The 24,671-nt window shown below is 69.7% G+C and carries 22 protein-coding genes and 1 pseudogene; 8 read left to right on the forward strand and 15 right to left on the reverse strand.

The annotated features are described in order from the left end of the window. Nucleotide 1: 1 nt before the first annotated feature. Both QTI33_RS19600 and QTI33_RS19605 read right to left on the reverse strand, forming a co-directional pair. Nucleotides 2-1,033, reverse strand: a complete 1,032-nt coding sequence (locus QTI33_RS19600; RefSeq protein WP_286507925.1) for a TRAP transporter substrate-binding protein — start codon at nucleotides 1,031-1,033, stop codon at nucleotides 2-4. 93 nt (nucleotides 1,034-1,126) lie between these two features. Then, entirely contained in the window at nucleotides 1,127-1,927 is an 801-nt protein-coding gene (locus tag QTI33_RS19605) for an SDR family NAD(P)-dependent oxidoreductase (protein ID WP_286507926.1), read from the reverse strand. 119 nt (nucleotides 1,928-2,046) lie between these two features. On the opposite strand from QTI33_RS19605, the gene QTI33_RS19610 reads away from it, so the two are divergent. From QTI33_RS19610 to QTI33_RS19630, 5 genes are all read left to right on the forward strand, one after another. After that, nucleotides 2,047-3,081 (forward strand): LacI family DNA-binding transcriptional regulator, encoded by a 1,035-nt coding sequence (locus QTI33_RS19610; RefSeq protein WP_286507927.1) that lies wholly within the window; start codon nucleotides 2,047-2,049, stop codon nucleotides 3,079-3,081. A gap of 116 nt (nucleotides 3,082-3,197) precedes the next feature. Then, the gene (locus QTI33_RS19615) at nucleotides 3,198-3,578 is read left to right on the forward strand and encodes a DUF805 domain-containing protein (protein ID WP_286507928.1); all 381 of its coding nucleotides are present in this window, start codon (nucleotides 3,198-3,200) and stop codon (nucleotides 3,576-3,578) included. Next, on the forward strand, nucleotides 3,575-5,884 hold the full coding sequence (locus QTI33_RS19620; RefSeq protein WP_286507929.1) for an FAD-binding protein: 2,310 nt from the start codon (nucleotides 3,575-3,577) through the stop codon (nucleotides 5,882-5,884). The genes QTI33_RS19615 and QTI33_RS19620 overlap by 4 nt, the downstream gene beginning before the upstream one ends. Then, the gene (locus QTI33_RS19625; RefSeq protein ID WP_286507930.1) at nucleotides 5,885-6,937 is read left to right on the forward strand and encodes a hypothetical protein; all 1,053 of its coding nucleotides are present in this window, start codon (nucleotides 5,885-5,887) and stop codon (nucleotides 6,935-6,937) included. It abuts the gene before it with no gap. Further along, nucleotides 6,921-7,967, forward strand: a complete 1,047-nt coding sequence (locus QTI33_RS19630; RefSeq protein WP_286507931.1) for an alpha/beta fold hydrolase — start codon at nucleotides 6,921-6,923, stop codon at nucleotides 7,965-7,967. Before QTI33_RS19625 ends, QTI33_RS19630 begins: the two co-directional genes overlap by 17 nt. Here the strand turns inward: QTI33_RS19630 and QTI33_RS19635 are convergent. The 4 genes from QTI33_RS19635 to QTI33_RS19650 are packed head-to-tail and all read right to left on the reverse strand — an operon-like array spanning nucleotide 7,964 to nucleotide 11,017. Continuing rightward, nucleotides 7,964-8,284, reverse strand: a complete 321-nt coding sequence (locus QTI33_RS19635) for a non-heme iron oxygenase ferredoxin subunit (RefSeq protein ID WP_286507932.1) — start codon at nucleotides 8,282-8,284, stop codon at nucleotides 7,964-7,966. The genes QTI33_RS19630 and QTI33_RS19635 overlap by 4 nt on opposite strands. Nucleotides 8,285-8,292: 8 nt before the next feature. Beyond that, on the reverse strand, nucleotides 8,293-8,784 hold the full coding sequence (locus QTI33_RS19640; RefSeq protein WP_286507933.1) for an aromatic-ring-hydroxylating dioxygenase subunit beta: 492 nt from the start codon (nucleotides 8,782-8,784) through the stop codon (nucleotides 8,293-8,295). 1 nt (nucleotide 8,785) lies between these two features. Continuing rightward, nucleotides 8,786-10,045, reverse strand: a complete 1,260-nt coding sequence (locus QTI33_RS19645; protein WP_286507934.1) for an aromatic ring-hydroxylating dioxygenase subunit alpha — start codon at nucleotides 10,043-10,045, stop codon at nucleotides 8,786-8,788. 18 nt (nucleotides 10,046-10,063) lie between these two features. Next, nucleotides 10,064-11,017, reverse strand: a complete 954-nt coding sequence (locus tag QTI33_RS19650) for a 2Fe-2S iron-sulfur cluster-binding protein (RefSeq protein ID WP_286507935.1) — start codon at nucleotides 11,015-11,017, stop codon at nucleotides 10,064-10,066. A gap of 118 nt (nucleotides 11,018-11,135) precedes the next feature. Here QTI33_RS19650 and QTI33_RS19655 point away from each other — a divergent pair, with 118 nt between their 5' ends. Continuing rightward, nucleotides 11,136-12,065 (forward strand): LysR family transcriptional regulator, encoded by a 930-nt coding sequence (locus tag QTI33_RS19655; RefSeq protein WP_286507936.1) that lies wholly within the window; start codon nucleotides 11,136-11,138, stop codon nucleotides 12,063-12,065. Nucleotides 12,066-12,077: 12 nt separating this feature from the next. Here QTI33_RS19655 and QTI33_RS19660 read toward each other — a convergent pair whose 3' ends face one another. After that, nucleotides 12,078-13,895, reverse strand: a complete 1,818-nt coding sequence (locus QTI33_RS19660; RefSeq protein ID WP_286507937.1) for an acyclic terpene utilization AtuA family protein — start codon at nucleotides 13,893-13,895, stop codon at nucleotides 12,078-12,080. 3 nt (nucleotides 13,896-13,898) lie between these two features. Continuing rightward, nucleotides 13,899-14,879 (reverse strand): Bug family tripartite tricarboxylate transporter substrate binding protein, encoded by a 981-nt coding sequence (locus QTI33_RS19665; protein WP_286507938.1) that lies wholly within the window; start codon nucleotides 14,877-14,879, stop codon nucleotides 13,899-13,901. A gap of 119 nt (nucleotides 14,880-14,998) precedes the next feature. On the opposite strand from QTI33_RS19665, the pseudogene QTI33_RS19670 reads away from it, so the two are divergent. Continuing rightward, nucleotides 14,999-15,865 (forward strand): annotated as a pseudogene (locus QTI33_RS19670) (LysR family transcriptional regulator); the annotation flags it as partial. Nucleotides 15,866-15,878: 13 nt separating this feature from the next. Here the strand turns inward: QTI33_RS19670 and QTI33_RS19675 are convergent. Genes QTI33_RS19675 through QTI33_RS19705 form a run of 7 tightly spaced genes read right to left on the reverse strand, consistent with a single transcriptional unit; the run spans nucleotide 15,879 to nucleotide 22,954 of the window. Next, nucleotides 15,879-16,814 (reverse strand): polysaccharide deacetylase family protein, encoded by a 936-nt coding sequence (locus QTI33_RS19675; RefSeq protein WP_286507939.1) that lies wholly within the window; start codon nucleotides 16,812-16,814, stop codon nucleotides 15,879-15,881. A gap of 4 nt (nucleotides 16,815-16,818) precedes the next feature. Next, nucleotides 16,819-17,862, reverse strand: a complete 1,044-nt coding sequence (locus tag QTI33_RS19680; protein ID WP_286507940.1) for a bifunctional UDP-4-keto-pentose/UDP-xylose synthase — start codon at nucleotides 17,860-17,862, stop codon at nucleotides 16,819-16,821. Nucleotides 17,863-17,888: 26 nt separating this feature from the next. Then, entirely contained in the window at nucleotides 17,889-18,818 is a 930-nt protein-coding gene (locus QTI33_RS19685; protein ID WP_286507941.1) for a formyltransferase, read from the reverse strand. Next, nucleotides 18,815-19,813, reverse strand: coding sequence for a glycosyltransferase (locus QTI33_RS19690; protein WP_286507942.1), 999 nt, complete (start codon nucleotides 19,811-19,813; stop codon nucleotides 18,815-18,817). Before QTI33_RS19690 ends, QTI33_RS19685 begins: the two co-directional genes overlap by 4 nt. After that, complete coding sequence (locus QTI33_RS19695) at nucleotides 19,810-20,952, reverse strand: DegT/DnrJ/EryC1/StrS family aminotransferase (RefSeq protein WP_286507943.1); 1,143 nt, start codon at nucleotides 20,950-20,952, stop codon at nucleotides 19,810-19,812. The genes QTI33_RS19690 and QTI33_RS19695 overlap by 4 nt, the downstream gene beginning before the upstream one ends. Then, on the reverse strand, nucleotides 20,949-21,338 hold the full coding sequence (locus QTI33_RS19700; RefSeq protein WP_286507944.1) for a DMT family transporter: 390 nt from the start codon (nucleotides 21,336-21,338) through the stop codon (nucleotides 20,949-20,951). Before QTI33_RS19700 ends, QTI33_RS19695 begins: the two co-directional genes overlap by 4 nt. Next, entirely contained in the window at nucleotides 21,335-22,954 is a 1,620-nt protein-coding gene (locus QTI33_RS19705) for a glycosyltransferase family 39 protein (RefSeq protein WP_286507945.1), read from the reverse strand. The genes QTI33_RS19700 and QTI33_RS19705 overlap by 4 nt, the downstream gene beginning before the upstream one ends. 385 nt (nucleotides 22,955-23,339) lie before the next feature. Between QTI33_RS19705 and QTI33_RS19710 the strand changes: the two genes are divergently transcribed. After that, the gene (locus tag QTI33_RS19710) at nucleotides 23,340-24,548 is read left to right on the forward strand and encodes a hypothetical protein (protein WP_286507946.1); all 1,209 of its coding nucleotides are present in this window, start codon (nucleotides 23,340-23,342) and stop codon (nucleotides 24,546-24,548) included. The last annotated feature ends 123 nt before the right edge of the window (nucleotides 24,549-24,671 follow it).

Here is a 24,671-nt window from a genome sequence, read left to right on the forward strand (position 1 = left end):
CTCAGGACACCTTGCCGGCGGTCGCTTCCAAGAGCGCCCAGGCCTCGGGCCCGAACTTGCCCTTCCACTCGGCGTAGAAACCGGCCTTCTGGAGCTGGGCCCGGAAGCTGTCGGCGGCGGCCTGGTTGAACACCAGGCCCTTGGCCGTCAGGTCGGCCTGCAGCGACTCGTTGAGCTTGCGCAGGTCTTCGCGCTGCTGCAGCGCGCCTTCGTTGAAGGCGCGCGCCACGATCAGCTTGAGGTCGTCGGGCAGGCCGCGCCAGGCACGCCCGTTGACCACCAGGTGATAGCCGTCCCAGCTGTGGTTGGTGAGCGAGCAGTATTTCTGCACCTCGTAGAGCTTGGCGGTCTGGACGATCGCGAGCGGGTTCTCCTGGGCATCGACCACCTTGGTCTGGAGCGCCGAGTAGACCTCGCTGAACTGCAGGCTGGTCGGTGCCGCCGACAGCGCCTTGAACAGCGAAATGCCCATCGGGCTCACCGGCACGCGGATCTTCATGCCGGCGAGGTCGGCCGCCGTGACCACGGGGCGCGTGCTGGTGGTGATCTGGCGAAAGCCGTTGTCCCACATCTTGTCGAAGGTGTAGAGCCCGATCTTGGCGAAGGATGCGCGGATGCTGTCGCCGAGCTTGCCGTCGACCGCGCTCCAGACCTGGTCGTAGTTGGAGAAGGCGAAGCCGACGGCCGTGATGGCGCTGAGCGGTGCCACGGTCGCGATGACCATCGTGCCGGGATTGAAGATCTCCAGGCCGCCGCTGCGCACCTGGGCCAGCATGTCGGTGTCGCCGCCCAGCTGGTTGTTCGGAAACAGCTTGATCTCCATGCGGCCCTTGCTCTCCGCGGCCACGCGGGCGGCCACTTCCTGTCCGCGCACGTTCAGCGGATGGCTGACGGGCAGGTTGTTGCCGTACTTGAAGCTGAATTCGGGCGCGGCATGCGCCAGTCCGGGCAGGGCGCTGGCGATGCCGGCCGCCGGCAGCGCCGACAGGGAGCGCAGCAGGCTGCGGCGCGTGAGCGAATTCGAAAGGGCCATTGTCTTGTCTCCTGTTGTTCAGCTGACGATAACGCCCGACCTGGGCGGGCGCAAACCTCGGATCTGATGGATTTTGATGGAATTGACGGAGCGTCAGTTGCAGCGTGCATGCAGGCCGCCGTCCACCAGCAGTTCCACCCCGTTGATGTAGCGGGCCTCGTCGGAGGCCAGGAAGACGGCGGCGTTCGCCACGTCCCAGCCATCGCCCATCCAGCCCGTGGGCGACATCCGGTTGCGCGCCGCGACCATCTCGTCGGTGCTCTGGTAGAAGCCCGAGATCTGCTGGTAGATGTGCGGCGTGTCCATGACGCCGGGCAGGATGCAGTTGGCGCGGATGCCCTTGGCCGCGTACTGCAGCGCCACGCTCTGCGTCAGCGAATTGACCGCGCCTTTCGAGGCGGCGTAGGCGCAGTAGGCGTAGCCGGTCCAGCGCACGCCGCCCAGCGCGCCGATGTTGACGATCGCGCCGCGGCCCTGCGCCTCCATCAGGGGCAGCACGCACTTGCAGGTGAGGAACATGCTCTTGACGTTGACCGTCATCACGCGGTCCCACATGGCCTCGCTGGTCTCGACCGGTCCGCCCTGGGAGGTGATGCCGACGTTGTTGTGCAGCACGTCGACCCGGCCCCAGGCGTCCAGCGCGGACGCGACCGCCTGTTGCACGTCGGGCAGCAGCGTGACGTCGGCCGCCACGGCCAGCGCCTCGCCGCCCTCGGCCCGGATCGCTTCGCAGGTGGCCTGCGCCGCCTCGAGATGGTGGTCGACCGCCACCACGCGGGCGCCGTTGCGCGCATAGGCGACCGCCGCCGCCTTGCCGTTGCCCCAGCCCTCGCCGATCGATCCGGCTCCGAACACCAGGGCCACGCGCCCCGCCAGTCTTGCCTGTGTCTCCATCCGTGCTCCTGAGTGATGCCCTCCCGATTGCCGCGAGGAGGTGCTTACGATAGGCTTGGCGACCCTGTTCGACAAACGCCGGTTCTGATGCTTTTTGATGGATTTTTCGAGGAGCGGCCGTGGCGCGCAGCCTGCCCGGCGTGAATGACGTGGCCCTGGCGGCCGGCGTGTCGAGCGCCACGGTGGACCGCGTGCTCCACCGGCGGCCCGGCGTCAGGCCGGCCACGGTGCAGCGCGTCCTGAAGGCGGCGGCGGAGCTGCAGTACCTGCCGCAGTCGGAACTGTATGCGGCCCTGGCGCCGCCGCCGATGCAGCTGCTGTTCGTGTTGCCCGACCGCAGCGGTCGCTTCTTGCGCATGCTCGGGGAATCGGTACGCTTCCTGAAGGCGCATTGGTCGCCGCTCAACGTGAACTGCCGGGTCGCCTTCGTCCAGAGCTTCGACCCCGACGCGCTCGCGACGGCGCTGCGGCGGCGCGGGCGCGACTGCAACGGCGTGGTCTTCATGGCGCTGGAGCATCCGGTGGTGCGCGAGGCCGTGTCGTGGCTGGCCGATCATGGGGTGCCGACCGTGACCGTGGTGTCCGATCTGTCGAACTCGCCGCGCGCCGCCTATGTGGGCCTCGACAACCGGGCGGCCGGGCGCACCGCGGGCTACCTGATCGCGCGCTTCGTCGGACCGGCACGGCGTGCCAAGGTGGCGATGATCGCGGGCTCGCTGAGCTATCGGGCCCACGAGGAGCGCGAGGCCGGGTTCCTGCACCTGTTCGCCGAGCAGTACCCGCACATGGAGGTCGTCGGCCTGCGCGAGGGCTACGACGACGAGCGCACCAACTACCGGCAGACCCGCGCCCTGCTCGAACGCCACCCCGATCTGGCGGCCATCTACAACATCGGCAGCGGCGCCGAGGGCATCGGACGCGGGCTCAAGGAAAGCGGCCAGGACCGCAAGGTGGTGTTCATCGGCCATGGCCTCACGCCCGACACGCGGGCCCTGCTGATCGACGGCACGATGGACGCCGTGATCACCCAGAGCCCGCAGACCACGATCATGAATTGCGTGCGGATCTTCATCAACCTGCGCGAAGGCCGCGACCTGCTGCTCGGCATCGAATCGACACGCAGCCAGGTGATCTTTCGCGAGAACCTTCCCTAGCCCCGCGCCGGCCATCGGTGCCCGGATGGGTACACATCTCGATACATCGCGATTAGGATAGCGGGGCCAGGCATCGGTCGGATTCTGGCTGTCACAGGCAGAACAAGCACTCGAACATGTCCTGGATTCAAGAGTTTTCCCTGCAGGGTCGACTGGGCCGCACCGGCTTCTGGCTGCGCATGGTCGTGGTCGTTCCGCTGGCGCTCTGGCTGTGCACGCTGGTGCAGCGCTGGCCGGGCGCGCCCTTCGACCTGGTCCCGGTGATGGCCCTCGTGGCGCACCTGGTCTCGGTCTGGGGCCGCCGGCTTCACGACCGCGGGCGTTCGGCCGCATGGCTGCTGCTGGCGGCGGTGCCGGTGGCCGGCGCGATCGCGCTGCTGGTCGAATGCGGCTTGCGCGGCCCGGCGGCGAAGGCCGAACGCTACGGGGCGCCGGCGGGCGTGCGCAGCGACTACCTGCGGGTGACGAACCCCGCCACCGACCCAGCCCTGCCATGACCAACCACCACATCGTCAACGACGTCACGCAACTCAACCCGGTGCGGGTCATGGCCATCGTGGCGCCGGCCTGCACCCAGGACGTCGTCGAAGCGTTGCGCCGCACCTCGGGGCCGGTCTCGATCGGGGGCGGCCGGTTCAGCATGGGCGGCCAGACGGCCAGCCCGGGCAGCCTGCATTTCGACATGCGATCGATGAACCGCATCCTCGCGTTCTCGCCCGACGAGAAGACCATCCGGGTCCAGCCCGGCGTACGATGGTGCGACATCCAGCGCTTCGTCGACCCGCACGGCCTGGCGGTGAAGATCATGCAGACCTACGCCAACTTCACCGTCGGCGGGGCCTTGAGCGTGAACTGCCACGGCCGCTACGTGGGGCTCGGCCCCTTGGTGCTGTCGATCCGCAGCATCGAGGTGGCGCTGCACGACGGCCGGCTCGAGCGCGCCAGCCGGACGCTCAATCCCGAGCTGTTCTACGGCGTCATCGGCGGCTACGGCGGCCTCGGCGTGGTGGTCGAGATCGAGCTCGACCTGGCCGAGAACAAGCGCGTGCTGCGGGTCGACAAGGTGATGCCGCTGTCGCAGTACTGGACCCACTTCAAGAACGAGGTCCGCAACAACCCGAAGGCGGTCTTCCACAACGCCGACCTGTACGCGCCGCACTACGCGAGCGTGCGCTCGGTCACCTGGGTCGAGACCGAGGCGCCGGCCACCACCTCGGCGCGGCTGCAGCCGCTCGCGGGCCGATACCCGCTGCACCAGTACTTCCTGTGGGCCGTGTCCGAGACGCCCTTCGGCAAGGAGCGGCGCGAGAAGCTGGTCGACCCGCTGCTGTACCTGCGCAAGAAGGTGCACTGGCGCAACTACGAGGCGGGCTACGACGTCGCCGAACTCGAGCCGCCGTCGCGCAAGGACCGCACCTACGTGCTGCAGGAGTACTTCATCCCGGTGGAGCAGCTGGAGGCCTTCGTGCCCCTCATGGCCACGGTGCTCCAGCGCCATCGCGTGAACGCGCTGAACGTGTCGATCCGCCATGCCATGCCCGACACCCACACCTTGCTGAGCTGGGCGCCGCGGGAGACCTTCGCCTTCGTGCTGTACCACAAGCAGCGCACGCGCGAGAACGCCCGAAGCCGGGTCGGCGTCTGGACCCGCGAGCTGATCGATGCCGTGCTGTCGGTCGGCGGCACCTACTACCTGCCCTACCAGCCGCACGGCACCGAGGCGCAGTTCCACCGCGCCTATCCGCGCGCCCGGGAGTACCTGGCCCTGAAACAACGGCTCGACCCCGACTTCCGCTTCACCAATGTGCTCTGGGACAAGTACCACCGGCCGGGGCAGCCGGTGCCCGCGGCCCCCGCCGCGCCGGGTTCGGAGTTCCACCAGGTCTTCGGCGATGTCGGGCTGTCCGATGCCTTCTACCGCTTTCTCCAGAGCGTGTTTCGCACCCTGCCGGAAGACCGCTTCCACCAGCTCATCCGCGACGCCTGCAAGCTGCACCAGGACGAGGAGAGCGTCTACCGCTACCTGCAGAGCGAGCTCAGGGGCATCAAGCCGATGCTGGCCGACCTGACGCATGCGCTGCCGTCGCTGGTCAAGCAGAAGGCGGAGATGACCCGGCAGACGCTGCAGCTGCTGGGCGGGCGCAAGCGCTTCTCGGGCTATGCCGAGATCGGCTCCAAGGGACGCTACTTCCGCGGACTCGCGTCGGCGCTCGACATCGGCGGCTCCTGCTATTTCATCGACGAGAAGGCGCCGACCTTCTCGCCGGTCGACATCATGGAGCGCGGGCAGCTGCGCAAGCTCGAAGGCGTGCACCTGCCGCTCGCCGACTACGCGCCGCTGCCGGCCGATCCGATCGCCGACGAATCGCTCGACCTGGTCGGCTGCTACGTCGGGCTTCACCACATGACGGTCGAGCGGCTGCGGGCCTTCCTGGCGTCGGTCAACCGCGTGCTGCGCCCCGGCGGCGTCTTCATCGTCCGCGACCACGATGTCCGCTCGGACGAACTGCGGGTGCTGGTATCGCTGGCGCACACCGTCTTCAATGCGGGCCTGGGCGAGACCTGGGAGACCAACCGGGCCGAGCTGCGCTTCTTCGAGCCCGTGGCGACCTGGGTCGAGCGGCTGGCGCAGGCCGGCTTCAGGGACTCGGGCGCCCGCATCCTGCAGGACAACGACCCGACCGACAACGTGCTGCTGTGCTTCACCAAGGAAGGCCGGGCGCTGGCCGGCAGCGTGGCGAACGACGAGGCGGCTTCGCCGCCGGCCTCCGCGCGGCCCGCAGCGATCGCGGCGGTGGCCTAGATGAGGACGCTGCGGGCGCTGGCCCTCCTGGCGTTCGCGGGCTTCGCGCTCGCGGGCTGGCACGGCGGGGCCGCCGCGGCGGAAGCCGCCACGCCGCCGGTCCACCAGCGCACGCCCGACCAGACCTTCCTGACCTTCCCCGAGTGGTACCTGGTGCACAGCCCGGCGGAGTACGCGGCGTACCTGGGCAGCGGACGGCCGCCCAGCGCCTTTCCCTTGTTTTCGCACATCGGCCAGTTCTGGCAGGGCTACCGGGCGGTCGGCCGAGAACTCGGCAACTACCCGTTCAATGGCGGCTACCACCTCATGGTGATGGTGATCGGCACCAGCACCACGGTCGAGTATGCGGTCAAGGGCGCCTACGAGCACACGGTCGGCAGGCTTGCGGAGGCCACGCGGTCGGGCCCGGCGCAAGTGCCCGAGGAAGCCTTTGCCGCGCGCTATGCGCAGGCCTATGTGGACTTCATCCGGGTCGACCCCTGGTACCTGTTCGACTTCGGGGCCGAGCTGCGCCGGCTCTGGGCGGCGCAGCTGCCGCTGTCGGGGCCCAACCTGATCCGGCGCTGGGAGCGCCGGTTCGCGCTCACGACCGAGCTGCTGGTCAAGGCCGGCTACGCGCAGGCCATCCAGCTCGGCACCCAGGCCATCTACGACGCGCCGCTGCCGGTCACTGCCGTGGTCCTCAGCGGCGCGCCGGCCAGGGATGCCGCGCATCCGGACTACGCGCTGCTCGAAACGGGCGCCGCTGGCGTGCTGGCGACCATCCCGCGCTACGAGGGGTTCACGGCCTACAGCCGATGGCTCGCGGGCCAGGGGATCGATTTCCGGGAGATCGCCGGCAACCGCGGCGAGGTCGTGGTGAGCCTGCTGGTGCCGGCGCAGTGGCCGCCGCCCGGCTCGGCGACGCGGGTGCTGTTCGTGCAGCCGATCCTCACGCGGCCGGGCACCGTGCGGGTGGTGCTGGCCACGCCGATCGACCGGCTCGGCGGCCTGCTGCGGCAGGTGGAGTCGGGGCTGGGCGCCGGTGCCATCGAGCATGTCTACGATTTCTAGCGCGCTCGCCGCGACGCTCCTGCGCTGGGCGGCGGTCGCACTGCTGCTGGTCGCCGCGGTGGTCGTCGCGGCCGCCGGATGGATCGCCTACGCCCACGGCGCACGCAGCGCGCGGGAGACGCTGTCGGTCGAGCAGCTGGCCGGCGGGCAGGGCCGCTGGGTGCCGGCCGGCGACGCCGCGCTCTACGTGCAGGAATGGGGGAACGCCAAGGCCCCGACGCTGCTGCTGCTGCATGGCACCGGGGCCTGGAGCGGGACCTGGTTCGAGTTGCCGCGGACCCTGAGCGAAGCCGGGTGGCGCGTCGTGGCCGTGGACCTGCCGCCGTTCGGGCTGTCGAAGCCGGCGCGGCCCGGCGCCGGCCCGGACTATTCGCGCGCGGCGCAGGCCCGGCGGGTCCTCGGCCTGATCGACAGCCTCGGGGCGCCGGTGGTCCTGGTGGGGCATTCGTTCGGCGCCGGGCCCGCGCTCGAGGCGGCGCTGCAGGCCCAGGGGCGCGTGCGCCAGCTGGTGCTGGTCGATCCGGCGCTGGGCCTGGGCCCGCTGGGCGAAGCGCCGGTCTGCGAGCAAAGCGCCCCTGGCCTGCTGGCGCAGCGCGATCTTCGAACCGCCCTGGTCGGCGCGACCGCGACCTGGCCCGGCCTGACGGGCACGCTGCTGAAGCAGTTCGTCTTCCGGAAGGACGCGGTGACCGACGCGCTGGTCCCCGCCTACCAGCTGCCCTTCGCGCGCGAGGGCTTCAGCGCCAGCCTCGGCGACTGGGCGCTGGCCTTCGCGGCTTCGGCCTGCGAGGGCGCCGCCAGCCTCGATCCCGCGAAGCTGCGGGCCTGGGCCGCCGGCGGCCTGCCGGTGGCGCTGCTGTGGGGCGAGCAGGACAGCATCACGCCGCTGGCGCAGGCGCGTGCCCTGCAAGGCTGGATTCCGCAGGCGTCGCTCACCGTCCTGCCGCAGGTGGGGCACATTCCGCACATCGAGAGTCCGGGCGCCTTTGCCGAGGCGTTGCTGGGCCGGCTGCCGGCGGCCGTGCCTTAGGCTTCCAGCTGCAGGTACACCCGCCCGCCCTCGATGCGCACCGGATAGCTGCGGATGTCCTCGGTCACGGGGGCGCAGGTGCCGCGGCCGCTGCGGATGTCGAACTTGCCCTGGTGCAGCGGGCATTCGATCTCGAAGCCGTCGAGGAAGCCGTCGCACAGGCGCGCATGGCCATGGGTGCAGATGTTGTCGGTCGCGTAGACGCTGCCGTCGACCTTGTAGAAGGCCAGGTCGCGGCCGGCGACCTGCACGCCGACGACGTCGTCGTCGGGCACGCCGTCTTCGTCGACGGCCTCGATCCAGGGGGAATCGCTCATGATGGGTCTCAGATCGGATAGATGATGGAGTTGGGGATCATTTCGCTGTCGTACACGCACAGCCGCTGCTGGAACTTCAAACCTGTGGGCGTGCGCACGATGACGTCGAGGTAGCGCCCGACATTGAAGACGGTCGATTCCTGAGACAGCTTGGTGCGGAACACCGCGTAGTTCGCCTCGACCTCGATGCGCTCGCCGTCGGCGCGCAGCACCAGCGGCGCCCCGACCACGTGGCGCTGGTAGTAGGGGTCGTGAAACAGCGTCTCGCGGATGCCGTAGGCGCGGTCTTTCAGCATGCCCTTGCTTTCGAAGAACAGCGTGGCCAGTGGAAAGCCGCGCTCGTGGTTCTCGCGCGGGATCAGCTTGTAGATGCAGTCGTCGGTGAAGAACTCCGGCCAGAGGTCCCAGTCGCCCGAGTCGACGGCGCTCGCGTAGTCGGCATGGAGCTGGGCCACCTGCAGGTAGTCGGCGAAGCCGATCGAAGTCGTTGCGGCGTTCATGTCAGCACTCCATCACTTCGCGCCAGTATTCATACATGCCGCGGATGAGCGTCTCGGTCACCATGTGGTCGGTGTCGCCGACCTCGCGGCCGCCGAGCTCGGCCAGCGTGCGGTGGAAGGGCTTCTGCTCGAAGCCCTGCTGCGACAGCTCGATCACCTCGCCGTCGTCGGCCGACACGAAGCCCGCCGGCCCGAACAGGTTGGCCTGGCGCAGCCGGCGCTGCGTCATCTCGGGCGTGTCGTCCTCGAAACCGAAGTGCGTCCAGACGAAATCGAAGGCGCCATGTCCGTCCGGCTGGATGTGGCGGGTCGACACGCTGTTGACCTGCTGCTGCAGGATCACGCTCGGGAACAGCGTCATCATCACGGCGGTCGGACCGCCCCACCAGGGCTCCGGCACGATGTCGAGGAAGCGCGGGTCGTTCAGCGCCATGCTCTCCTTGAAGCTGGACACCTGCGTGACCTGGTCGGCCTTGCCGGCGCTGCCACGGGTCGAGATCATGGCCGCATGCCGGTGGCGGGCGTCCATCTTGAGCTCGCTCTTGTTGTCGGCGCGCCAGAGCCCGAAGGTGACGAACCAGGTGTGCAGCAGGCCCGGGTGGTAGGGGTCCTTGATGTTCTCCTGCATCAGCTTCCAGTTGCCCGGGATGCGCTGGCGGTTGTAGCCCAGGATCTTCAGCGGCCGGCCGTCGAACAGGCGGTCGAAGTAGCCGAGGATGACCGGCCCGAGGAAGTCCTCCAGCGATTCGATGCCGTGGTCGAAACTGGCGAACACCACGCCGCCGCGGGTCGCCACCTTGAGCTTGTTCAGGCCGTGGTCGGCGGTCTTGAAGTCGGCCGGCATGCCGCCGTTGACCTTGCCGTCCTGCTTGACGCCGCGCCGGAAGGGCACGCCCTGCAGGTCGCCCTGGAGGGTGTAGCTCCACTGGTGGTAGGGGCAGACGAACTCCTTGCGGTTGCCGTGGCGTTGGCGGCAGAACTGCATGCCGCGGTGGGCGCAGACGTTCTCGACCACGCCGATGCCGCCGTCGCTGTCGCGCACCATCAGCACCGAGCGTTCGCCGACCACGGTGCGCTTGAAGTCGCCGGGGTTCGGAATCTCGGCCTCCAGGCCGACGTAGTTCCAGTGCTTGTTGTAGAAGAAGCGCTCGAGCTCCTTCTTGTGCTGGTCCGGGTCGGTGTAGGCCATGAAGGGAATCCGGCTCGTGCCTTCGGACTCCCAGTGGATCTTGACCGGAAAGGTGTCGGGGGTGGGGCTCATGTCTGTCTCCTTGTCGTCTCAGGTGCCGCTGGCATAGAAGGCGTCGGCGTAGACCTGTTCGGGCTGCACGCCCATCTGGCGGATCAGGTGCGAAGTGGCCTCGACCATCGGCGGCGCGCCGCACAGGTAGGCGCGAAAGCCTTGCAGATGCGGCCAGTCCCGGGCGATCGCCTCGGTCACCAGGCCGCTGCGGCAGTCGGCTGCGCGGCCGGAGGTGACGACCACGTGCACCTTCAGTCCGGGATGCCGGCGCTGCAGCTCGGCCAGCCACTCGCGCCCGTAGATGTCGCGCTCGGAGCGCACGCCGAAATAGAGGTGGATGTCGTTGCCCATGCCTTCGGCGATCGCGCCGCGGACGATCGACAGGATCGGCGCCAGCCCGGTGCCGCCGGCCACGCACAGCATCGGGCCCGGGTGCTTGCGGCGCAGGTAGGCCGAGCCGAGCGGGCCGCTGACGCGCACCGCGTCGCCGACCTTCAGCGTGTCGGCGATGTAGCTGGTCACGCGGCCCTCGGCGACCAGGCGCACGTGGAACTCGAGCTCGCCGTCGTCGCAGAGCCCCGCCATCGAATACGGACGGATGTGGTCCGGCGTGAACTGCAGCAGCGCGTACTGTCCCGGCGAGAAGGACAGGGGCTTGGCCGGCTTCAGGCGGATGCGCTTGATGTCGTGCGTCTGGTCCTCGATCCCCACCACGGTGGCCTTGAGGATCTTCGCGGCGTGCACGACCACCTCGTCGGGCTCCGGAATCTCGATGGTGCAGGACTCGGTCGGGAAGGTCTGGCAGGCCAGCACGTAGCCGTCGCCGCCGTCCGCGGGCCGGTCCGACAGCATCTTGCAGCGGCAGGTGCCGCAGCGCCCGGCCATGCAGCTGTACGACACCGGCACGTCGTTCGCGCGCAGGGTCTCCAGCAGGTTGGCGCCAGGCGCGGCGCTCAATGTCCGCTGCAGGGGGCGCACGACGATTTCCATCTTGTTCTGACTGCCTCTTGTCTCGTGGGAAGGTGATCGTCGGGCGCGCAGGCAGATCAGTCAATGCAATGAGATGAATGGTGGATATCATTCAGATCAATATGACCGAAAGGGCGCCATGGAGCTCCACGACATCGACCTGAACCTTCTGGTGGTCTTCAACCAGTTGCTGGTCGAGCGCAAGGTCTCGAAGGTCGCGGAGAACCTGGGCCTGGGGCAGCCGGCGGTCAGCAATGCGCTCGCCCGGCTGCGCAAGCTGTTCGGCGACGAGCTGTTCCTGCGCACGTCGGCCGGGATGCAGCCGACGCCCTTTGCCGAGCAGCTGGCGGAGTCGATCGGCTATGCGCTGGGCATGATCCACGGCGCGGTCAACGTCCGCAGTTCATTCGACCCGGCGACCAGCCCGCGCAAGTTCTCGATCGGCATGACCGACATCGGCGAGATCTACTTCCTGCCGCGGCTCATGAAGCGGCTGCAGGAGGTCGCGCCCTCGGTCTCCCTCAGCACGGTGCGCAACACCGCGGTCAACCTGAAGGACGCGATGGAGGCGGGGCAGGTCGACCTGGCCATCGGCCTGCTGCCGCAGCTGAAGGCGGGCTTTTTCCAGCGCCGGCTGTTCACCCAGCAGTACGTGTGCCTGTTCCGGCAAGGCCACCGGCTCGACAGGAAGAAGGTGCTGCCCGCGGAGTTCTACGCCGCCGGCCATGTGGCGATCGTCGCGGCCGGCACCGGGCATGGCCGGGTCGACGAGATCCTCGACAGCAGCTCACCGCAGCGGCGCGTGAAGCTGACCGTGCCGCACTTTGTCGCCGTGGGCCACATCCTGCAGTCGACCGACCTGATCGCCACGGTGCCCGAGCGGCTGGCCGAGCGCATGGTCGAGCCCTTCGGGCTCAAGTACCTGGCGCACCCGGTCAAGCTGCCGCCGATCGCGATCAACCTGTTCTGGCATGCCAAGTTCCACAAGGACCCGGCCAACCAGTGGCTGCGAAGCCTGGTGGTCGAGCTGCATGCGGATGATCGGGAGCAGGGCGGCGCGCTGGCCTGAGGCGCGCGTTCTTCAGGGCGCGCCGGCGGCAGGGAGCATCGCCGCCGGTACGCGCACCGGCATGCCCAGCACCATCTGCGCCATGCCCTTGCCCAGCGGGTCGGTGCGCAGCGAGGTCGGTCCGCCGCCGTCCAGCGCGTGCTGCAGCACGAAGTTGAGCGCGTTCAGCCCGGGCGCGTGATACCGGCGGACATCGCCCCGGACCAGGTGGGCCAGGTAGCCGGCCAGCGTGCGTTCGTCGATGGCGCGTGCGATGTAGGGCAGCAGTTCGGGCCGGCGCGCGAAGATCGCGACGTTCGAATGATCCCCCTTGTCGCCCGAGCGGGCGTAGGCCAGGCGGATCAGCGGCACCTCGACCCAGTCGTCGGGTGCCGGGCCGGGCGCTGGCGCCGGCGCGGCCTGCGAGGGCGGGGGTGGTGTCGGCTGGGCCCGGCCCGGCGGCAACTCGACCTGCGATCGCTCGCCGCCCAGGATCACGCTGGGCGCCGGCAGGCGCGACTTGGCGAGCAGGCAGGTGAAGAGCCGATAGCGCGGCTCGACGGCCGGCTTGCCGTTGAGCGTCAACGCGCTGCCTGCCGTGCTGCCGGGCGCCCACGAGACGCCGCAGGCGCGCGACTCGCGGGCGAACAGGTCCAGCGCCGTGTCGCTCGCATGGACCACTGCCACCCGCGCGACGGCCTCGCGCAGCGCGGCGCCGCCGCCGGCATGGGGGCCGTAGCCGTCCTCGGCGCCGATGACGGTGACGGCCGTCTTGTCGAAATCGCCGTAGCCGGCGCGTGCCAGCAGCGTGCGCGCGCGATTGCACAGGGCCTCGCCGGTGCGCCGCGCCTTGCGGATCGCGTCGAGCCCGAACACCGAGACCTGGGCCACGCAGCGAAAGCCGTCCTGGTAGGTCGCCGAGACCTTGTAGCTGTCGCTCGGCCTGCGGCCGCGGGCGCCGCTCACGCGCACGCGGTCGGGCGCCTCCTGCTCGATGCGCACGTCGGTGAAATCGCAGATCACGTCGGGCAGCATGTAGTTCGCCGGGTCGCCGACTTCGTAGAGCACCTGCTCGGCCACGGTCGACACCCGCACGATGCCGCCGGTGCCTTCGGGCTTGCCCAGGCTGAAGCGGCCATCGCCATCGAAGGCGATGACCGGATAGCCGATGTTTTCCCAGTCGGGCACGTCCTCCCAGTCGGTGTGGATGCCGCCGGTGGCCTGTGCGCCGCATTCGAGCAGATGGCCCGCCAGCGAGCCTGCGGCCAGGCGGTCGAATTCGTCGGCGCGCCAGCCGAAATGGTGGATCAGTGCGCCCAGCGTGGTCGCGCTGTCGACGATGCGGCCGGTGATCACGACGTCCGCGCCCATGTCCAGCGCGCGCGCGATCGGCAGCGCGCCGAGATAGGCGTTGGCGCTGTCGAGGTCCTTGGGCATCGGCGCGCCGGTATAGAAATCGACCACCCCTTCGGCACGCAGGGGACCCACCAGATCCAGGCAGTCGTCGCCCTCGACCCAGGCCACCTTCAGCGTCGTGCCGATCCGGCGCTGGAGCGCGTCGATGGCTTCGGCGCATGCGCGCGGGTTGAGCCCGCCCGCGTTGGCGACCAGGCGGATGCCCGCGGCCGCGCAGGCCGGAAGGATCTCGGCCAGCGCGACGTCGACGAAATCGTTGGCCCAGCCTTGTGCGGGGTCGCGCGCCTTGGCGCGCGCCATGCTCGACAGCGTCATCTCCGACAGGTAGTCGAACACCAGGTACTGCATCCCCGGTACCTGCACCAGTTGCCGGGGCCCGAGGATGCTGTCGCCGATGAAGGCGCAGGCGCCGCCGAGGATCGCGGGGGTGGTCATCGCTCAGTCCAGGCGAATGCCGGCGCTGCGGATGACTTCCGCGCCGATGCGATTTTCCTCGGCGAGGAAGCGGGTGAACTCGGCCGGCGTGGAGCCGACCGCATCGGTGCTGATGGCGGCCAGCCGCTCCTTCAGCTCGGGCGACTGCAGCACCGCCGCGATCTCGGCAGCGAGGCGTTGCCGGATCGGCTCCGGGGTGCGCGCCGGCGCCAGCAGCCCGGCCCAGGCGTAGGACACCAGTTGAGGAAAGCCCAGCTCGACCACGGTCGGCACGCCCGGCAGTTGCGCCGACCGTGTCGAGCCGGTGACCGCGAGCGCGTCGAGCTTGCCGGCGCGGATCTGCGGGCCGATGGCCGACACGGCGTCGAACATGAACCCGACCCGCCCGCCCACCAGATCGCTGATGGCGTCGGCCGTGCCCTTGTAGGGGATGTGCGTGGCCTTGAACCCTGCGGCCTGGGCGAAGCGCTCGCCCAGCAGGTGGGCGGCCGATCCGACGCCGCTGCTGGCGTAGGTGGCCTGGCCGCTCGGGCGCACCGCCGCGAGGAACTCCGCCATGCTGTTCACCGCCAGTTGCGGCGTCGATACGAGGACCAGCGAGGTGCGCGAGATCTGCGTGATCGGCGTCAGGTCGTTCGGCCCATAGGGCAGCGACTTGTAGAGCCACTGGTTGTTGGCGTAGGCGCCGATCACGACCAGCAGCGTGTAGCCGTCGGGCGCCGACTTGGCGACCATGTCGGTGCCCAGGATGCTGTTGCCGCCGGGCTTGTTGTCGATCACGAAGGGCTGGCCCATGCGGGCCGAGACCTCCTTCATCACGGCGCGCGCGATGACGTCGGTGTTGCCGCCCGCGGGGTAGGGAACGACCACGCGGACCGGTCGCTCGGGATAGCCGGTCTGGGCCACGGCGGGCTGGACACCGATGGCTGCCGCGGCCGTGACCGCCAACGCGCCGCATCGGCGCAGGAAGGTGCGCAGGAACATGTCTCTTGTCTCCTCTGGAGCGTGAATGATGCGGCCCGGGGCCGGCGGTGGCCTCGCGCATTCCCGGCTACATTGATAACGATCTGGAATCGGGCCCGCCGATCGTCGAAGGAGTCTTCATGCAGTTCAAGGACGTCAGCGCTTTCGTGAAGGCGGCCGAGGCCGGCAACCTGCACGCCGCCGCGGCCGTGATCGGTATCACCCAACCCGCCTTGACCAAGTCGATCCGGCGGCTCGAGGCCGCGCTGGAGGTCCGGCTGTTCGAGCGCACCGCCCGCGGCGTGGCGCTGACGCCGATCGGCCGGGTGCTGTACGAGCGCAGCCGCAGCCTGGAACTGCTGGTCGACGACATCCGCACGGAGCTCGCCGACATCAAGACCGCCGGCAGCGGGCTGGTGCGCATCGGCGCCGTGCCGGCGGTCGTCGAGTCGATCGTGGCGCCGATGCTGACGCGGTTCGTGGACGGCGAGGGCGCCTTGCGCTTCGACATCCAGGTGCAGCTCAGCGGCGGTCTGCTGCGCAGCCTGCAGGCGGGGCAGCTGGACCTGGCGGTGGCCGCCATACCGGAGGTCCTGCCGGCCGACCTGAGCGTGACGCCGCTGGCCGCACTGCGCAGCGCGGTGGTGGCGCGCGAGGGCCATGCGATGCTGGGCCGCCGCTTCACGCTGGCCGAACTGGCGCGCCAGAAGTGGCTGCTGCCGCCCTCGGACATCCTGCTGCGGCAATGGGTGGCGGCGATGTTCGTCGACAACGGCCTGGCGCCGCCGGAGGTGTCGGTCCAGGCCGACGCATCGCCGGCCATCTTCGCGGCGCTGGTGCGCAGCACCGACCTGCTGACCGTCATGACGCATGCGATGCTGCATTCGTCGATGGGCGCCGGCCTGGCGCCGCTGCCGGCGCCGGCGCGGACCTGGGAGATTCAGCTCGGGCTGTTCTGGCGCCGCAAGGGCTTCTTCTCCGGCGCGATGACGCAGTGCCGCGAGCAGCTCGAAGGCGCGTTCAGGGCTGCGGCGCAAGGCGGCCAGCCGGCGTCCAGGCTGCCCCCTGCACCGCCAGCAGCCCCGAGCGCCCCGCCACCTCGCCCTGCCGCAGCCGGTGCCGCGGCAGGGCCGAGCGATCGACCGCCGCGGCGAGCGCGCCGAGGCTGACCAGCTGGTGGCCCTGGGCCTGCCAGCCCTGCAGCAGGCGCTCGAACACCGGCATGAGCTTCATGCCTTCGAGCTCGGCGTGCAGGGTGTAGACCTGGTCGCGGTCGGACCCGGCCGTGAGGCCCAGCAGGTGGGCGTGGACGTTCTGCGCATCGAGGCCGTCGATGCCGATCAGCTCGTCGAGGGTCGGCAGCGTGGTCGGGAACTGCGGCGGCCCGATGACGCGCCCGTCGTCGGCGACCGGAATGAACGGCCCCTCGCCGCGGGTGTCCGACGCCAGCGCGATGCCGAGCGCCGTCTCGGCCTGCGCGGCTGCCGCGTCGAACTGCCAGCCGGCGGCACCGTGCAGCCGCGGGGCGCTGCCGAAGATCTGCGTGTGGCGTTCGACCGCGCGCTTCATCTGGCGCAGCGTCCATGCCGCATCGCGCTGCATCAGGTGGTCCTGCCAGTCGATGTGGTCCCAGCAGTGGACGCCGACCTCGAAGCCAGCGTCGCGGACCGCGCGCAGGGTCGAGGCTTCGCGCCGGCCGATGTCGGGGCCCGGCAGCAGGCTGCCGTAGAGCAGCGTACGCACGCCGTAGTGCTCGACCACCGAGGTGCGCGCCACCTTGCGGAGGAAGCCGGGCCGGAAGACGCGCAGGATGGCCCGCCCGGTGTGGTCGGGGCCGAGGCTGAACAGGAAGGTGGCGCCGGCGCCGACGCGCTGCAGCGCCGTCTGCAGCCGAGGCACGCCTTCGCGGGTGCCGCGCAGGGTGTCGACGTCGATCTTCAGTGCGATGCGCGCCATCGGCTCAGAGCGCCAGGTCGGCGGTGGCCTCGGCCTCGTCCCGGTAGTAGGCGAAGAGGCTGGCCAGCGCCTCCTGCATGCCGACCCTCGGCCTCCAGTCGAGGTCCTTCATGGTCGCGCTGATGTCGGGCACGCGATGGGCCACGTCCTGGTAGCCGCGGCCGTAGTACTCGGCCGACGACACGTCGGTCAGGCGCACCGCCGCGGCCGCCTCGGTGTATTCGGGCAGCGTGCGCGCCAGCCGCAGCATCATCTCGGCCAGCGCGCGGATCGAGTGGTTGTTGGCCGGGTTGCCGATGTTGTAGATCTTCTGGTCGGCCACGCCGCCTTCGTTGGCGATGATCTTGACCAGCGCCGCGATGCCGTCGTCGACATAGGTGAAGGCGCGCTGCTGGCTGCCGCCGTCCACCAGCCGGATCGGCTCGCCGCGCACGATGTGGCCCAGGAACTGGGTGATCACGCGGCTCGAGCCCTCCTTGGGCGTGTGCAGGCTGTCCAGCCCCGGACCGATCCAGTTGAACGGGCGGAACAGCGTGTAGCGCAGCCCTTCCTCCATGCCGTAGGCATGGATGACGCGGTCCATCAGCTGCTTGGCGGCGGCATAGATCCAGCGCGGCTTGTTGATCGGGCCGTAGACCATGTTCGACGATTCAGGGTCGAAGGCATCGTCGGCGCACATGCCGTAGACCTCGCTGGTCGAGGGGAACACCACCCGCTTGCCGTACTTGAGGCACTGCCGCACGATCGGCAGGTTGGCCTCGAAGTCGAGCTCGAAGACGCGCAGCGGCTGCTTCACGTAAGTGGCCGGCGTGGCGATCGCCACCAGCGGCAGCACGACGTCGCACTTCTTGACGTGGTATTCGATCCACTCCTTGTTGATCGTGATGTCGCCTTCGAAGAAGTGGAAGCGCGGGTCGCCCAGCCACGGCCGGACCCGGTCGGTCTGCATGTCCATGCCGTAGACGTGCCAGTCGGTCGTCTCGAGGATGTGGCGGGTGAGATGGTGGCCGATGAAGCCATTGACGCCGAGGATGAGGACTTTGAGCATGGGGTGATCCGTGGGTTGGAAGTGAATCAGTGATCGACCCGCACGCAGGGCGCACCGAAGCGGCGTTCGAAGCCGGCCGCGTCGATCGCGCCGGCGGGGCCCCGGGCGGCCAGCACTTCGAGCGCGCTGCCGTCGGCGGCCAGCAGCCGGAGCGCGCCGGCCTCGCTCGCCAGCCGAAGGCCGGCGCCGGGTGCCCGCCTCGGCCGTTCGGCGAAGCGGGTGCTGTCGATGCGGATGCGCTCGCCGCCGACGTGGCAGAAGGCACCGGGGTAGTGGGGCGGCGCGAGGGCGCGCACCAGGTTGTGGATCTGCAGCGCGTTGGCGGTGGCCGGGATCAGGCCGTCTTCCGGCTTGCGGCCGCCGAAGTAGCGGCCCTGCGAGAGGTCCTGCGCCCGCTCGACGGCGGTGCCGGCGAGCAGCAGCGGCAGGCTTCGCGCCAGCACGATCTCGGCCGCCACCACGACCTTGCCGAACACCTCGTGGGCGGTGTCGTCGATCAGGATCGGCACCGCGCACTGGTCGACGATGGCGCCGTTGTCGGGCTTCTCGTTCATGCGGTGCAGGGTGGCGCCGGTCTGCGTCGCGCCTTCGATCACGGCCCAGTTCACCGGCGCCCGGCCGCGGTACTGCGGCAGCAGCGAGCCGTGCATGTTGAAGGCGCCGCGGCTCGGCAGCTGCAGCCAGGGCGCCTGGAGCATGTGGCGGTAGTAGAACGAGAACAGGAAGTCGGGCGCCGCCGCGGCCGCTTCGGCCAGCAGTTCCGGCAGGTGCGGGTCGGCGGGCGTCACGCAGCGCAGCCCGTGCGCCGCCGCCACGTCGGCCACGCTGGAGAACCAGATGGCCTCGCCGGCGGCGTCGGCATGCGTGACGACCAGCGGCACCTCGACGCCGGCATCGAGCAGCACGCGCAGGCAGCGCACGCCGACGTCGTGGTAGGCGAAGACGATGGCTTTCATGGGCGCTTGCGCTCCAGCACGGCGTTGATGACGTAGCGCGGCCGTGCCCGCACCTCCTGGTAGATGCGCCCGATGTATTCGCCCAGCAGGCCGATGCCGAACAGGGTCAGCCCGACCAGCAGGAACAGCAGGGCGAACAGCGTGAAGACACCGCCTTCTTCCGGTCCCAGCACGACCCGGCGGGTCGCCAGGATCAGGAACAGCAGCGCCGACAGCATCGACACCACGATCCCGAGCAGCGAGAACGCCTGCAGCGGCACCAGCGAGAAGCCGGTCACCAGGTCGAAGTTGAGCCGCACCAGGCTGTAGAACGAGTACTTCGATTCGCCCGCGTGCCGCTCTTCATGGCCGACCACCACCTCGGCCGGGTTGCGCGAGAACTGCAGGGCCAGGGCCGGGATGAAGGTGTTCATCTCGTTGCACTGGTTGATCAGCTGCACCACGTTGCGGCTGTAGGCGCGCAGCATCGAGCCGTGGTCGGTCATCACGATGCCGGTGAGCCGGTGGCGCATCCGGTTCATGGCCCGGGAGGCCCAGCGCCGCCAGGCCTGGTCCTGGCGGTCGCGGCGGATCGAGCCGACGCAGTCGTGGCCGCGGTCCATGGCGTCCAGCAGCAGGCGGATGTCCTCGGGCGGGTTCTGCAGGTCGGCGTCGAGCGTGACGATGCGGTCGCCCCGGCAATGCTCGAAGCCCGCCAGGATCGCCCGGTGCTGGCCGAAGTTGCCGTTGAAGAGGATCACCCGCGTCACGTCGGGCCGGCGCTCGAACTGGGCCGCCAGCAGCGCGGCCGAACGGTCGCGGCTGCCGTCGTTGATGAAGATCAGCTCGTAGGCGATTCCGAGCGCATCGAGCGCCGGGTAGAGCCGCTCGAACAGCGCCGCCAGGCCCTGCTCCTCGTTGTAGACCGGGATCACGACGCTGAGCTCGGGCGTGTCGTCGTCGATGTCGTTGTCGTTGTCGGCTTCGTGGCCGGCAACCGACTTCAGCGCCGTCATGGCCGCACCTCCGCGAGGTCCGCCATCACCGTGCGCACGGCGGCGCAGACGCGATCGACGTCGGCGTCCGTCATGGCCGGGAACAACGGCAGCGTGACCGTGCGTTCGCCGATGTCCTCGGCGACCGGGAAATCGCCCCGGTCGTGGCCCATGGCCCGGAACATCGAGAACAGGTGCATGGCGGGGTAGTGCACGCCGACGCCGATGCCGAGCGCCTTCATGCCAGCGACGAAGCCGGGGCGCGCCGCGGCGAACGCGCGCGGCAGCAGCGGCTGGAACATGTGCCAGTTGCCGTGCAGTTCTGCGTCTTCGGGCGGCAGCTCGAAGCCGAGCGAGCGGTCCCAGCACTCGAAATAGCGCCGGGCCAGCTGGCGTCGGCGCAGATTGAAGTCGTCGATGCTGCGCAGTTGGCCCAGGCCGATCGCCGCCGCGATGTCGGTCATGTTGGCCTTGGCGCCCCAGGCCTCGACCTCCATGCCGCCGCCGGGCAGCCGCTCGACACCCTGCAGCCGCAGCCGCTCGAAGCGCCGGGCTTCGGCCTCGTCGTTCATCACCAGGCAGCCGCCCTCGCCGAAGGTCATGTTCTTGTTGGCATGGAAGCTGAACGACACCAGGTCGCCGAAGCTGCCGATCGGCCGCCCGCCCCACTGGGCGCCGAAGGACTGCGCGGCGTCCTCGATCACGCGCAGGCCATGGGCCGCGGCCAACCGGTTGAGCCGGTCGCGGTCGACCGGCAGGCCGGCCAGGTCGACCGGCAGCAGGGCCCGGGTGCGCGGCGTGATGGCGGCCTCGATGCGGTCGAGGTCGATGTTGCGGGTGCCGGCGTCGGCATCGACGAACACCGGCGTGGCGCCGACCGCCAGCACCACGTTGGCGGTGGCGACCCAGCTCATCGGCGTGGTGATGACCTCGTCGCCCGGGCCGATGTCGCACAGCCGCAGCGCCAGTTCGAGCGAGGCGGTGCCGGAGTTCACCAGCCGCACCGGCCGTCCGCCGAAGCGCCTGGACAAGGCGGCCTCCAGCGCCTGGCACTTCGGGCCGGTGGTGAGCCAGCCGGAGCGCAGCACCTCGGACACTTCGGCGATGGTGCGCTCGTCGATCGAAGGGCGCGTGAAGGGCAGGAAGGGCGTGTCGCTCAATTCGTGCTCCCGCTGCGCGCCACCAGGATGACGCCGATGGCGATGACCGCGATGCCGAGCCAGCGCTGGGCGTTCACCTGTTCGCCGAACAGCCACCAGGCCAGCGCCGCGTTGACGATGTAGCCGATCGAGAGCATCGGGTAGGCGATGCTCACTTCGACCCGCGACAGGGCGACGATCCAGACCACCACGCTGATCGCGTAGCAGGCCAGGCCGCCGAGGATGCCGGGATGCTGGGCCAGGCCGGTCGCGCTGCGCCAGAGCGCGGCACTGCCGTCGCTCATGGAAATCTCGCCGACGCTGCGCGCTCCGGCCTTGAGCAGCAGCTGGGCTGCGGCGTTGAGCAGGACGCCGGTCAGAACCCACGCAAAATCGATGATCTTCATTGTCTGGCTACCACCACGCGTCGTTGATCCTGAAAGATGATCCGCATCGGAAGACCGCGCCGGCGCATCTCGACGAAGCTCGGAAAGTCCATGTAGGCCGCGGCCTGCGGCAGGGCCTGCCAGCGGCTGGCGAAGGCGTCGAACGAGTCGAGCGAGCGGCCGGGCTCCAGCGCCTGTCCCATCGCGAATTCGTCCTCGTAGTCGACCAGCACCACCTCGCGCCGCAGGTAGAAGGGCAGCGTCTGGTCGTAGATGCCGACCGCGAACATCGGGGCCCCGGACCGCAGCACCGGCTCGAGTGCCGACACGAAGGGCGCCGCGCTCTTGAGTTGTCCGTAGGCGTTGTGCGCCGCCATCACGATCGTCATCCCGACGAGATGGCCGAGCGCCAGGCTGACGATGGCCAGCGTCACGCCGCGCCGCCGCAGGGCCCACCATGCGAACGCCGCGAAAGCGAGGAAGGCCGCGCCACCCCAGCGGATCCCGGCGCCCAGCTGGGCGAAGATCTCGGCCGGCGTCGAATGGGAGGCCACCCGCGCGCTCTGGGTCGAGGCGACCAGTGCGATCGACCAGACCAGGACCGGAACCAGCAGGTGGCCGCGCAGCACGCGCGGGCTGGCCTGCTTGAGCCGCAGGCCGATCAGCAGCGCCAGCGCCGGGAACATCGGCAGGATGTAGGAGGGCAGCTTCGATCCGCTGGCGCTGAAGAACAGCAGGACGAAGACCGAATGCACGAACAGGAAGTCGGCCGGCGCGATGCCGCGCGGCGGCGCGTCGCCGTCGCGGCGGGGCCCGAGCCAGGGCAGGGCGCTGGTCCACGGCAGCATCCCGCCGAGCAGCAGCGGCAGGTAGTACCACCAGGCGCCTTCACGCTGGTGGACCTTGGTCAGGTAGCGCGCGAAATGCTCGTGGATGAAGAAGAACTGGGCGAAGCTCGGATTGCGCATCGACACCAGCACGAACCATGGCGCCGCCAGCAGCAGGAAGACCAGCAGGCCGGAAGCCCAGTGCATCCGGCGCCAGGGGCCGAAGTCCCGGCGCCAGAGGCAGGTCAGGACCAGCGTCGCTCCGGGAATCAGGATCCCGACCAGCCCCTTGCTGAGCACCGCGCCGGCCATCGCGGCCCAGGCGAGCCAGATCCAGTTGCGGCGCACGGCGGGTGGCGCGGCAATGTGCTCCGCGATCAGGACGGCGCACAGCGCGATCGTGAGGAACAGCGTCAGGCCGGCGTCGAGGGTCAGGAAATGCGCGTTGCCGAAGACCCAGGTCATCGACGCGACGACGGCCAGGCTGCGGATGCCGGTCTCCCGGCCCCACAGCTTCCAGGCCGTCGCGCCGACCAGCAGCACCGTGAGGAAGCCGGCCAGCGCCGGCCACAGCCGGGCGGCGAAGTCGTTCAGGCCGAACAGGTGCAGGAACAGCGCGCTGAGCCAGTACTGCATCGGCGGCTTCTCGAAATAGAGAAGGCCGTTCAGGCGCGGCGTGATCCAGTCGCCGCTGCGCATCATCTCCCAGGCGATGCTGGCGTAGCGGCCCTCGTCGGGGCTGATGAGCGAACGCGTGGCGAGCGAGCCGAACCAGACCAGCGTCAACGCGGCGAGCAGCAGGGCCAGCATGCCGCGAGAAAGCGCTGGCGCGTCGGCAAGGGACGGTGTGGCGGGGTATCTGCCTCGTTCGATCGGGTGGTTCATGAATACGTCGGATGGACCTCTGGCGCGGTGCTGCATCGCGACACCGTCGCCTCGGCGCCGCAGGTCGATGCCATGCGGCGCGACGGGCCGGCCTGTGCGGCCGCCCGCTTTGTCAGAAGGACGACACACGCCTGGCGGCAGGTCGAAAAGGGTGCTGGGTGGACATGCATGGATGCTATGTCCGCCACCTGCACGAAACCTGAACGGCCGGCCCTGTGCGCTGGTCAGGCAGCGTTCAGGCGCCCTTCATCGTGCGGCCCCGCCCCGGCCGCCGTGTAGGATGCTGCACCGATTGCGGAGGTTCCGAGCCATGCCCCCTGCGACGCCGAGCATCGATGAGCTGCGCCAGCTCGAATCGGAAGATTTTTCCCTCGTGCTGGGCGGCCCCCTGTTTCAACTCTGGCGGCGCTCGCGCCTCTCGGACGAGGTCGGGAACATGCCGCACCGTCGCGCGCTGGCCGCGGTTTTGCTCGCCTGGGCCCCGCTGCTGCTGCTGTCCGTGCTCGAAGGACGGGCCTGGGGCCGCGTCGAACTGCCGTTCCTGCGCGATCTCGAACTGCATGCCCGCCTGCTGGTCGCGTTGCCGCTGCTGATCCTGGCCGAGCTGGTGGTTCACCGGCGCATGCGCCTGGTCGTGCGGCAGTTCCTGGAAGACGGCCTCATTCCCGACGCTTCGCGCAGCCGGTTCGGCCTGGCCGTCGCCTCCGCCCTGCGCCTTCGCAATTCGGTCTGGGCGGAGGTCCTGCTCGTGCTGCTGGTCTACGGCATCGGCGTGTTCGTGGTCTGGCGGACGCGTTTGACGCTCGACGTCTCGAGCTGGTATGGCGTCATCGCCGACGGCCAGCTCAGTCTCACGGCCGCGGGCTGGTGGCTGGCCTGCGTGAGCCTGCCGCTGTTCCAGTTCCTGTTGTTGCGCTGGTATTTCCGGCTGTTCATCTGGGCCCGCTTTCTCTGGCAGGTGTCGCGCATCCGGCTGGACCTGATCCCCACGCACCCCGACCGCTGCGGGGGGCTCGGCTTTCTCTCGCTGGTGCGGGTGGCCTTCGCGCCCTTCCTGTTCGCCCAGGGCGTGCTGCTGGCCGGGATGATCGCCGACCGGATCTTCTTCGGCGGCGCCAGCCTGCTCCAGTTCGAGGTCGAGATCGCCGGCGTGGTCGCCCTGATGGTCTGCGTGATCCTCGGGCCGTTGTGCGCCTTCGGTCCGCAGCTCGAGGCGGCGGAGAACAGGGGCCGCCGCGAGTACGGCACGCTGGCGCAGCGCTATGCGCGCGAGTTCGACCACAAATGGCTGCGCGGCGGGGCCCGGCCCGACGAGGCACTGATCGGCAGTCCCGACATCCGTTCGCTGGCCGACATGGGCAACAGCTTCGCGATCGTGGAAGACATGCGCTGGGCGCCGTTCACCCTGAGGACCGTGCTGCACCTGGCGGTCACCACGCTGCTGCCCGTGCTGCCGCTCACGCTCACGATGTTCTCGGCGCAGGAACTGCTGGCGCGGCTGGTCAAGGTGCTCATGTGAGCCGGTCTCGTTCGGAGCCGAGGGCGTCGTGGCGCGGCCGGATCGCCGACGTCCGGTTTGCCGGCCGATCCGCTTGTGCGCCGGTTGCTCCGCGCGCGCCCGGGTGCTCCAATGAGCGTCCTT

This window comes from Variovorax davisae (genome assembly GCF_030316845.1).
GTDB classification, from domain to species: Bacteria; Pseudomonadota; Gammaproteobacteria; order Burkholderiales; family Burkholderiaceae_C; genus Variovorax; species Variovorax davisae.

What these genes read in the sequence shown, in the direction of transcription:
- QTI33_RS19600 (WP_286507925.1), bottom strand. Translation starts at nt 1,033, where the DNA reads ATGGCCCTTTCGAATTCGCTCACGCGCCGCAGCCTGCTGCGCTCCCTG.
- QTI33_RS19605 (WP_286507926.1), bottom strand. Translation starts at nt 1,927, where the DNA reads ATGGAGACACAGGCAAGACTGGCGGGGCGCGTGGCCCTGGTGTTCGGA.
- QTI33_RS19615 (WP_286507928.1), top strand. Translation starts at nt 3,198, where the DNA reads ATGTCCTGGATTCAAGAGTTTTCCCTGCAGGGTCGACTGGGCCGCACC.
- QTI33_RS19620 (WP_286507929.1), top strand. Translation starts at nt 3,575, where the DNA reads ATGACCAACCACCACATCGTCAACGACGTCACGCAACTCAACCCGGTG.
- QTI33_RS19625 (WP_286507930.1), top strand. Translation starts at nt 5,885, where the DNA reads ATGAGGACGCTGCGGGCGCTGGCCCTCCTGGCGTTCGCGGGCTTCGCG.
- QTI33_RS19630 (WP_286507931.1), top strand. Translation starts at nt 6,921, where the DNA reads ATGTCTACGATTTCTAGCGCGCTCGCCGCGACGCTCCTGCGCTGGGCG.
- QTI33_RS19635 (WP_286507932.1), bottom strand. Translation starts at nt 8,284, where the DNA reads ATGAGCGATTCCCCCTGGATCGAGGCCGTCGACGAAGACGGCGTGCCC.
- QTI33_RS19640 (WP_286507933.1), bottom strand. Translation starts at nt 8,784, where the DNA reads ATGAACGCCGCAACGACTTCGATCGGCTTCGCCGACTACCTGCAGGTG.
- QTI33_RS19645 (WP_286507934.1), bottom strand. Translation starts at nt 10,045, where the DNA reads ATGAGCCCCACCCCCGACACCTTTCCGGTCAAGATCCACTGGGAGTCC.
- QTI33_RS19650 (WP_286507935.1), bottom strand. Translation starts at nt 11,017, where the DNA reads ATGGAAATCGTCGTGCGCCCCCTGCAGCGGACATTGAGCGCCGCGCCT.
- QTI33_RS19655 (WP_286507936.1), top strand. Translation starts at nt 11,136, where the DNA reads ATGGAGCTCCACGACATCGACCTGAACCTTCTGGTGGTCTTCAACCAG.
- QTI33_RS19660 (WP_286507937.1), bottom strand. Translation starts at nt 13,895, where the DNA reads ATGACCACCCCCGCGATCCTCGGCGGCGCCTGCGCCTTCATCGGCGAC.
- QTI33_RS19665 (WP_286507938.1), bottom strand. Translation starts at nt 14,879, where the DNA reads ATGTTCCTGCGCACCTTCCTGCGCCGATGCGGCGCGTTGGCGGTCACG.
- QTI33_RS19675 (WP_286507939.1), bottom strand. Translation starts at nt 16,814, where the DNA reads ATGGCGCGCATCGCACTGAAGATCGACGTCGACACCCTGCGCGGCACC.
- QTI33_RS19680 (WP_286507940.1), bottom strand. Translation starts at nt 17,862, where the DNA reads ATGCTCAAAGTCCTCATCCTCGGCGTCAATGGCTTCATCGGCCACCAT.
- QTI33_RS19685 (WP_286507941.1), bottom strand. Translation starts at nt 18,818, where the DNA reads ATGAAAGCCATCGTCTTCGCCTACCACGACGTCGGCGTGCGCTGCCTG.
- QTI33_RS19690 (WP_286507942.1), bottom strand. Translation starts at nt 19,813, where the DNA reads ATGACGGCGCTGAAGTCGGTTGCCGGCCACGAAGCCGACAACGACAAC.
- QTI33_RS19700 (WP_286507944.1), bottom strand. Translation starts at nt 21,338, where the DNA reads ATGAAGATCATCGATTTTGCGTGGGTTCTGACCGGCGTCCTGCTCAAC.
- QTI33_RS19705 (WP_286507945.1), bottom strand. Translation starts at nt 22,954, where the DNA reads ATGCTGGCCCTGCTGCTCGCCGCGTTGACGCTGGTCTGGTTCGGCTCG.
- QTI33_RS19710 (WP_286507946.1), top strand. Translation starts at nt 23,340, where the DNA reads ATGCCCCCTGCGACGCCGAGCATCGATGAGCTGCGCCAGCTCGAATCG.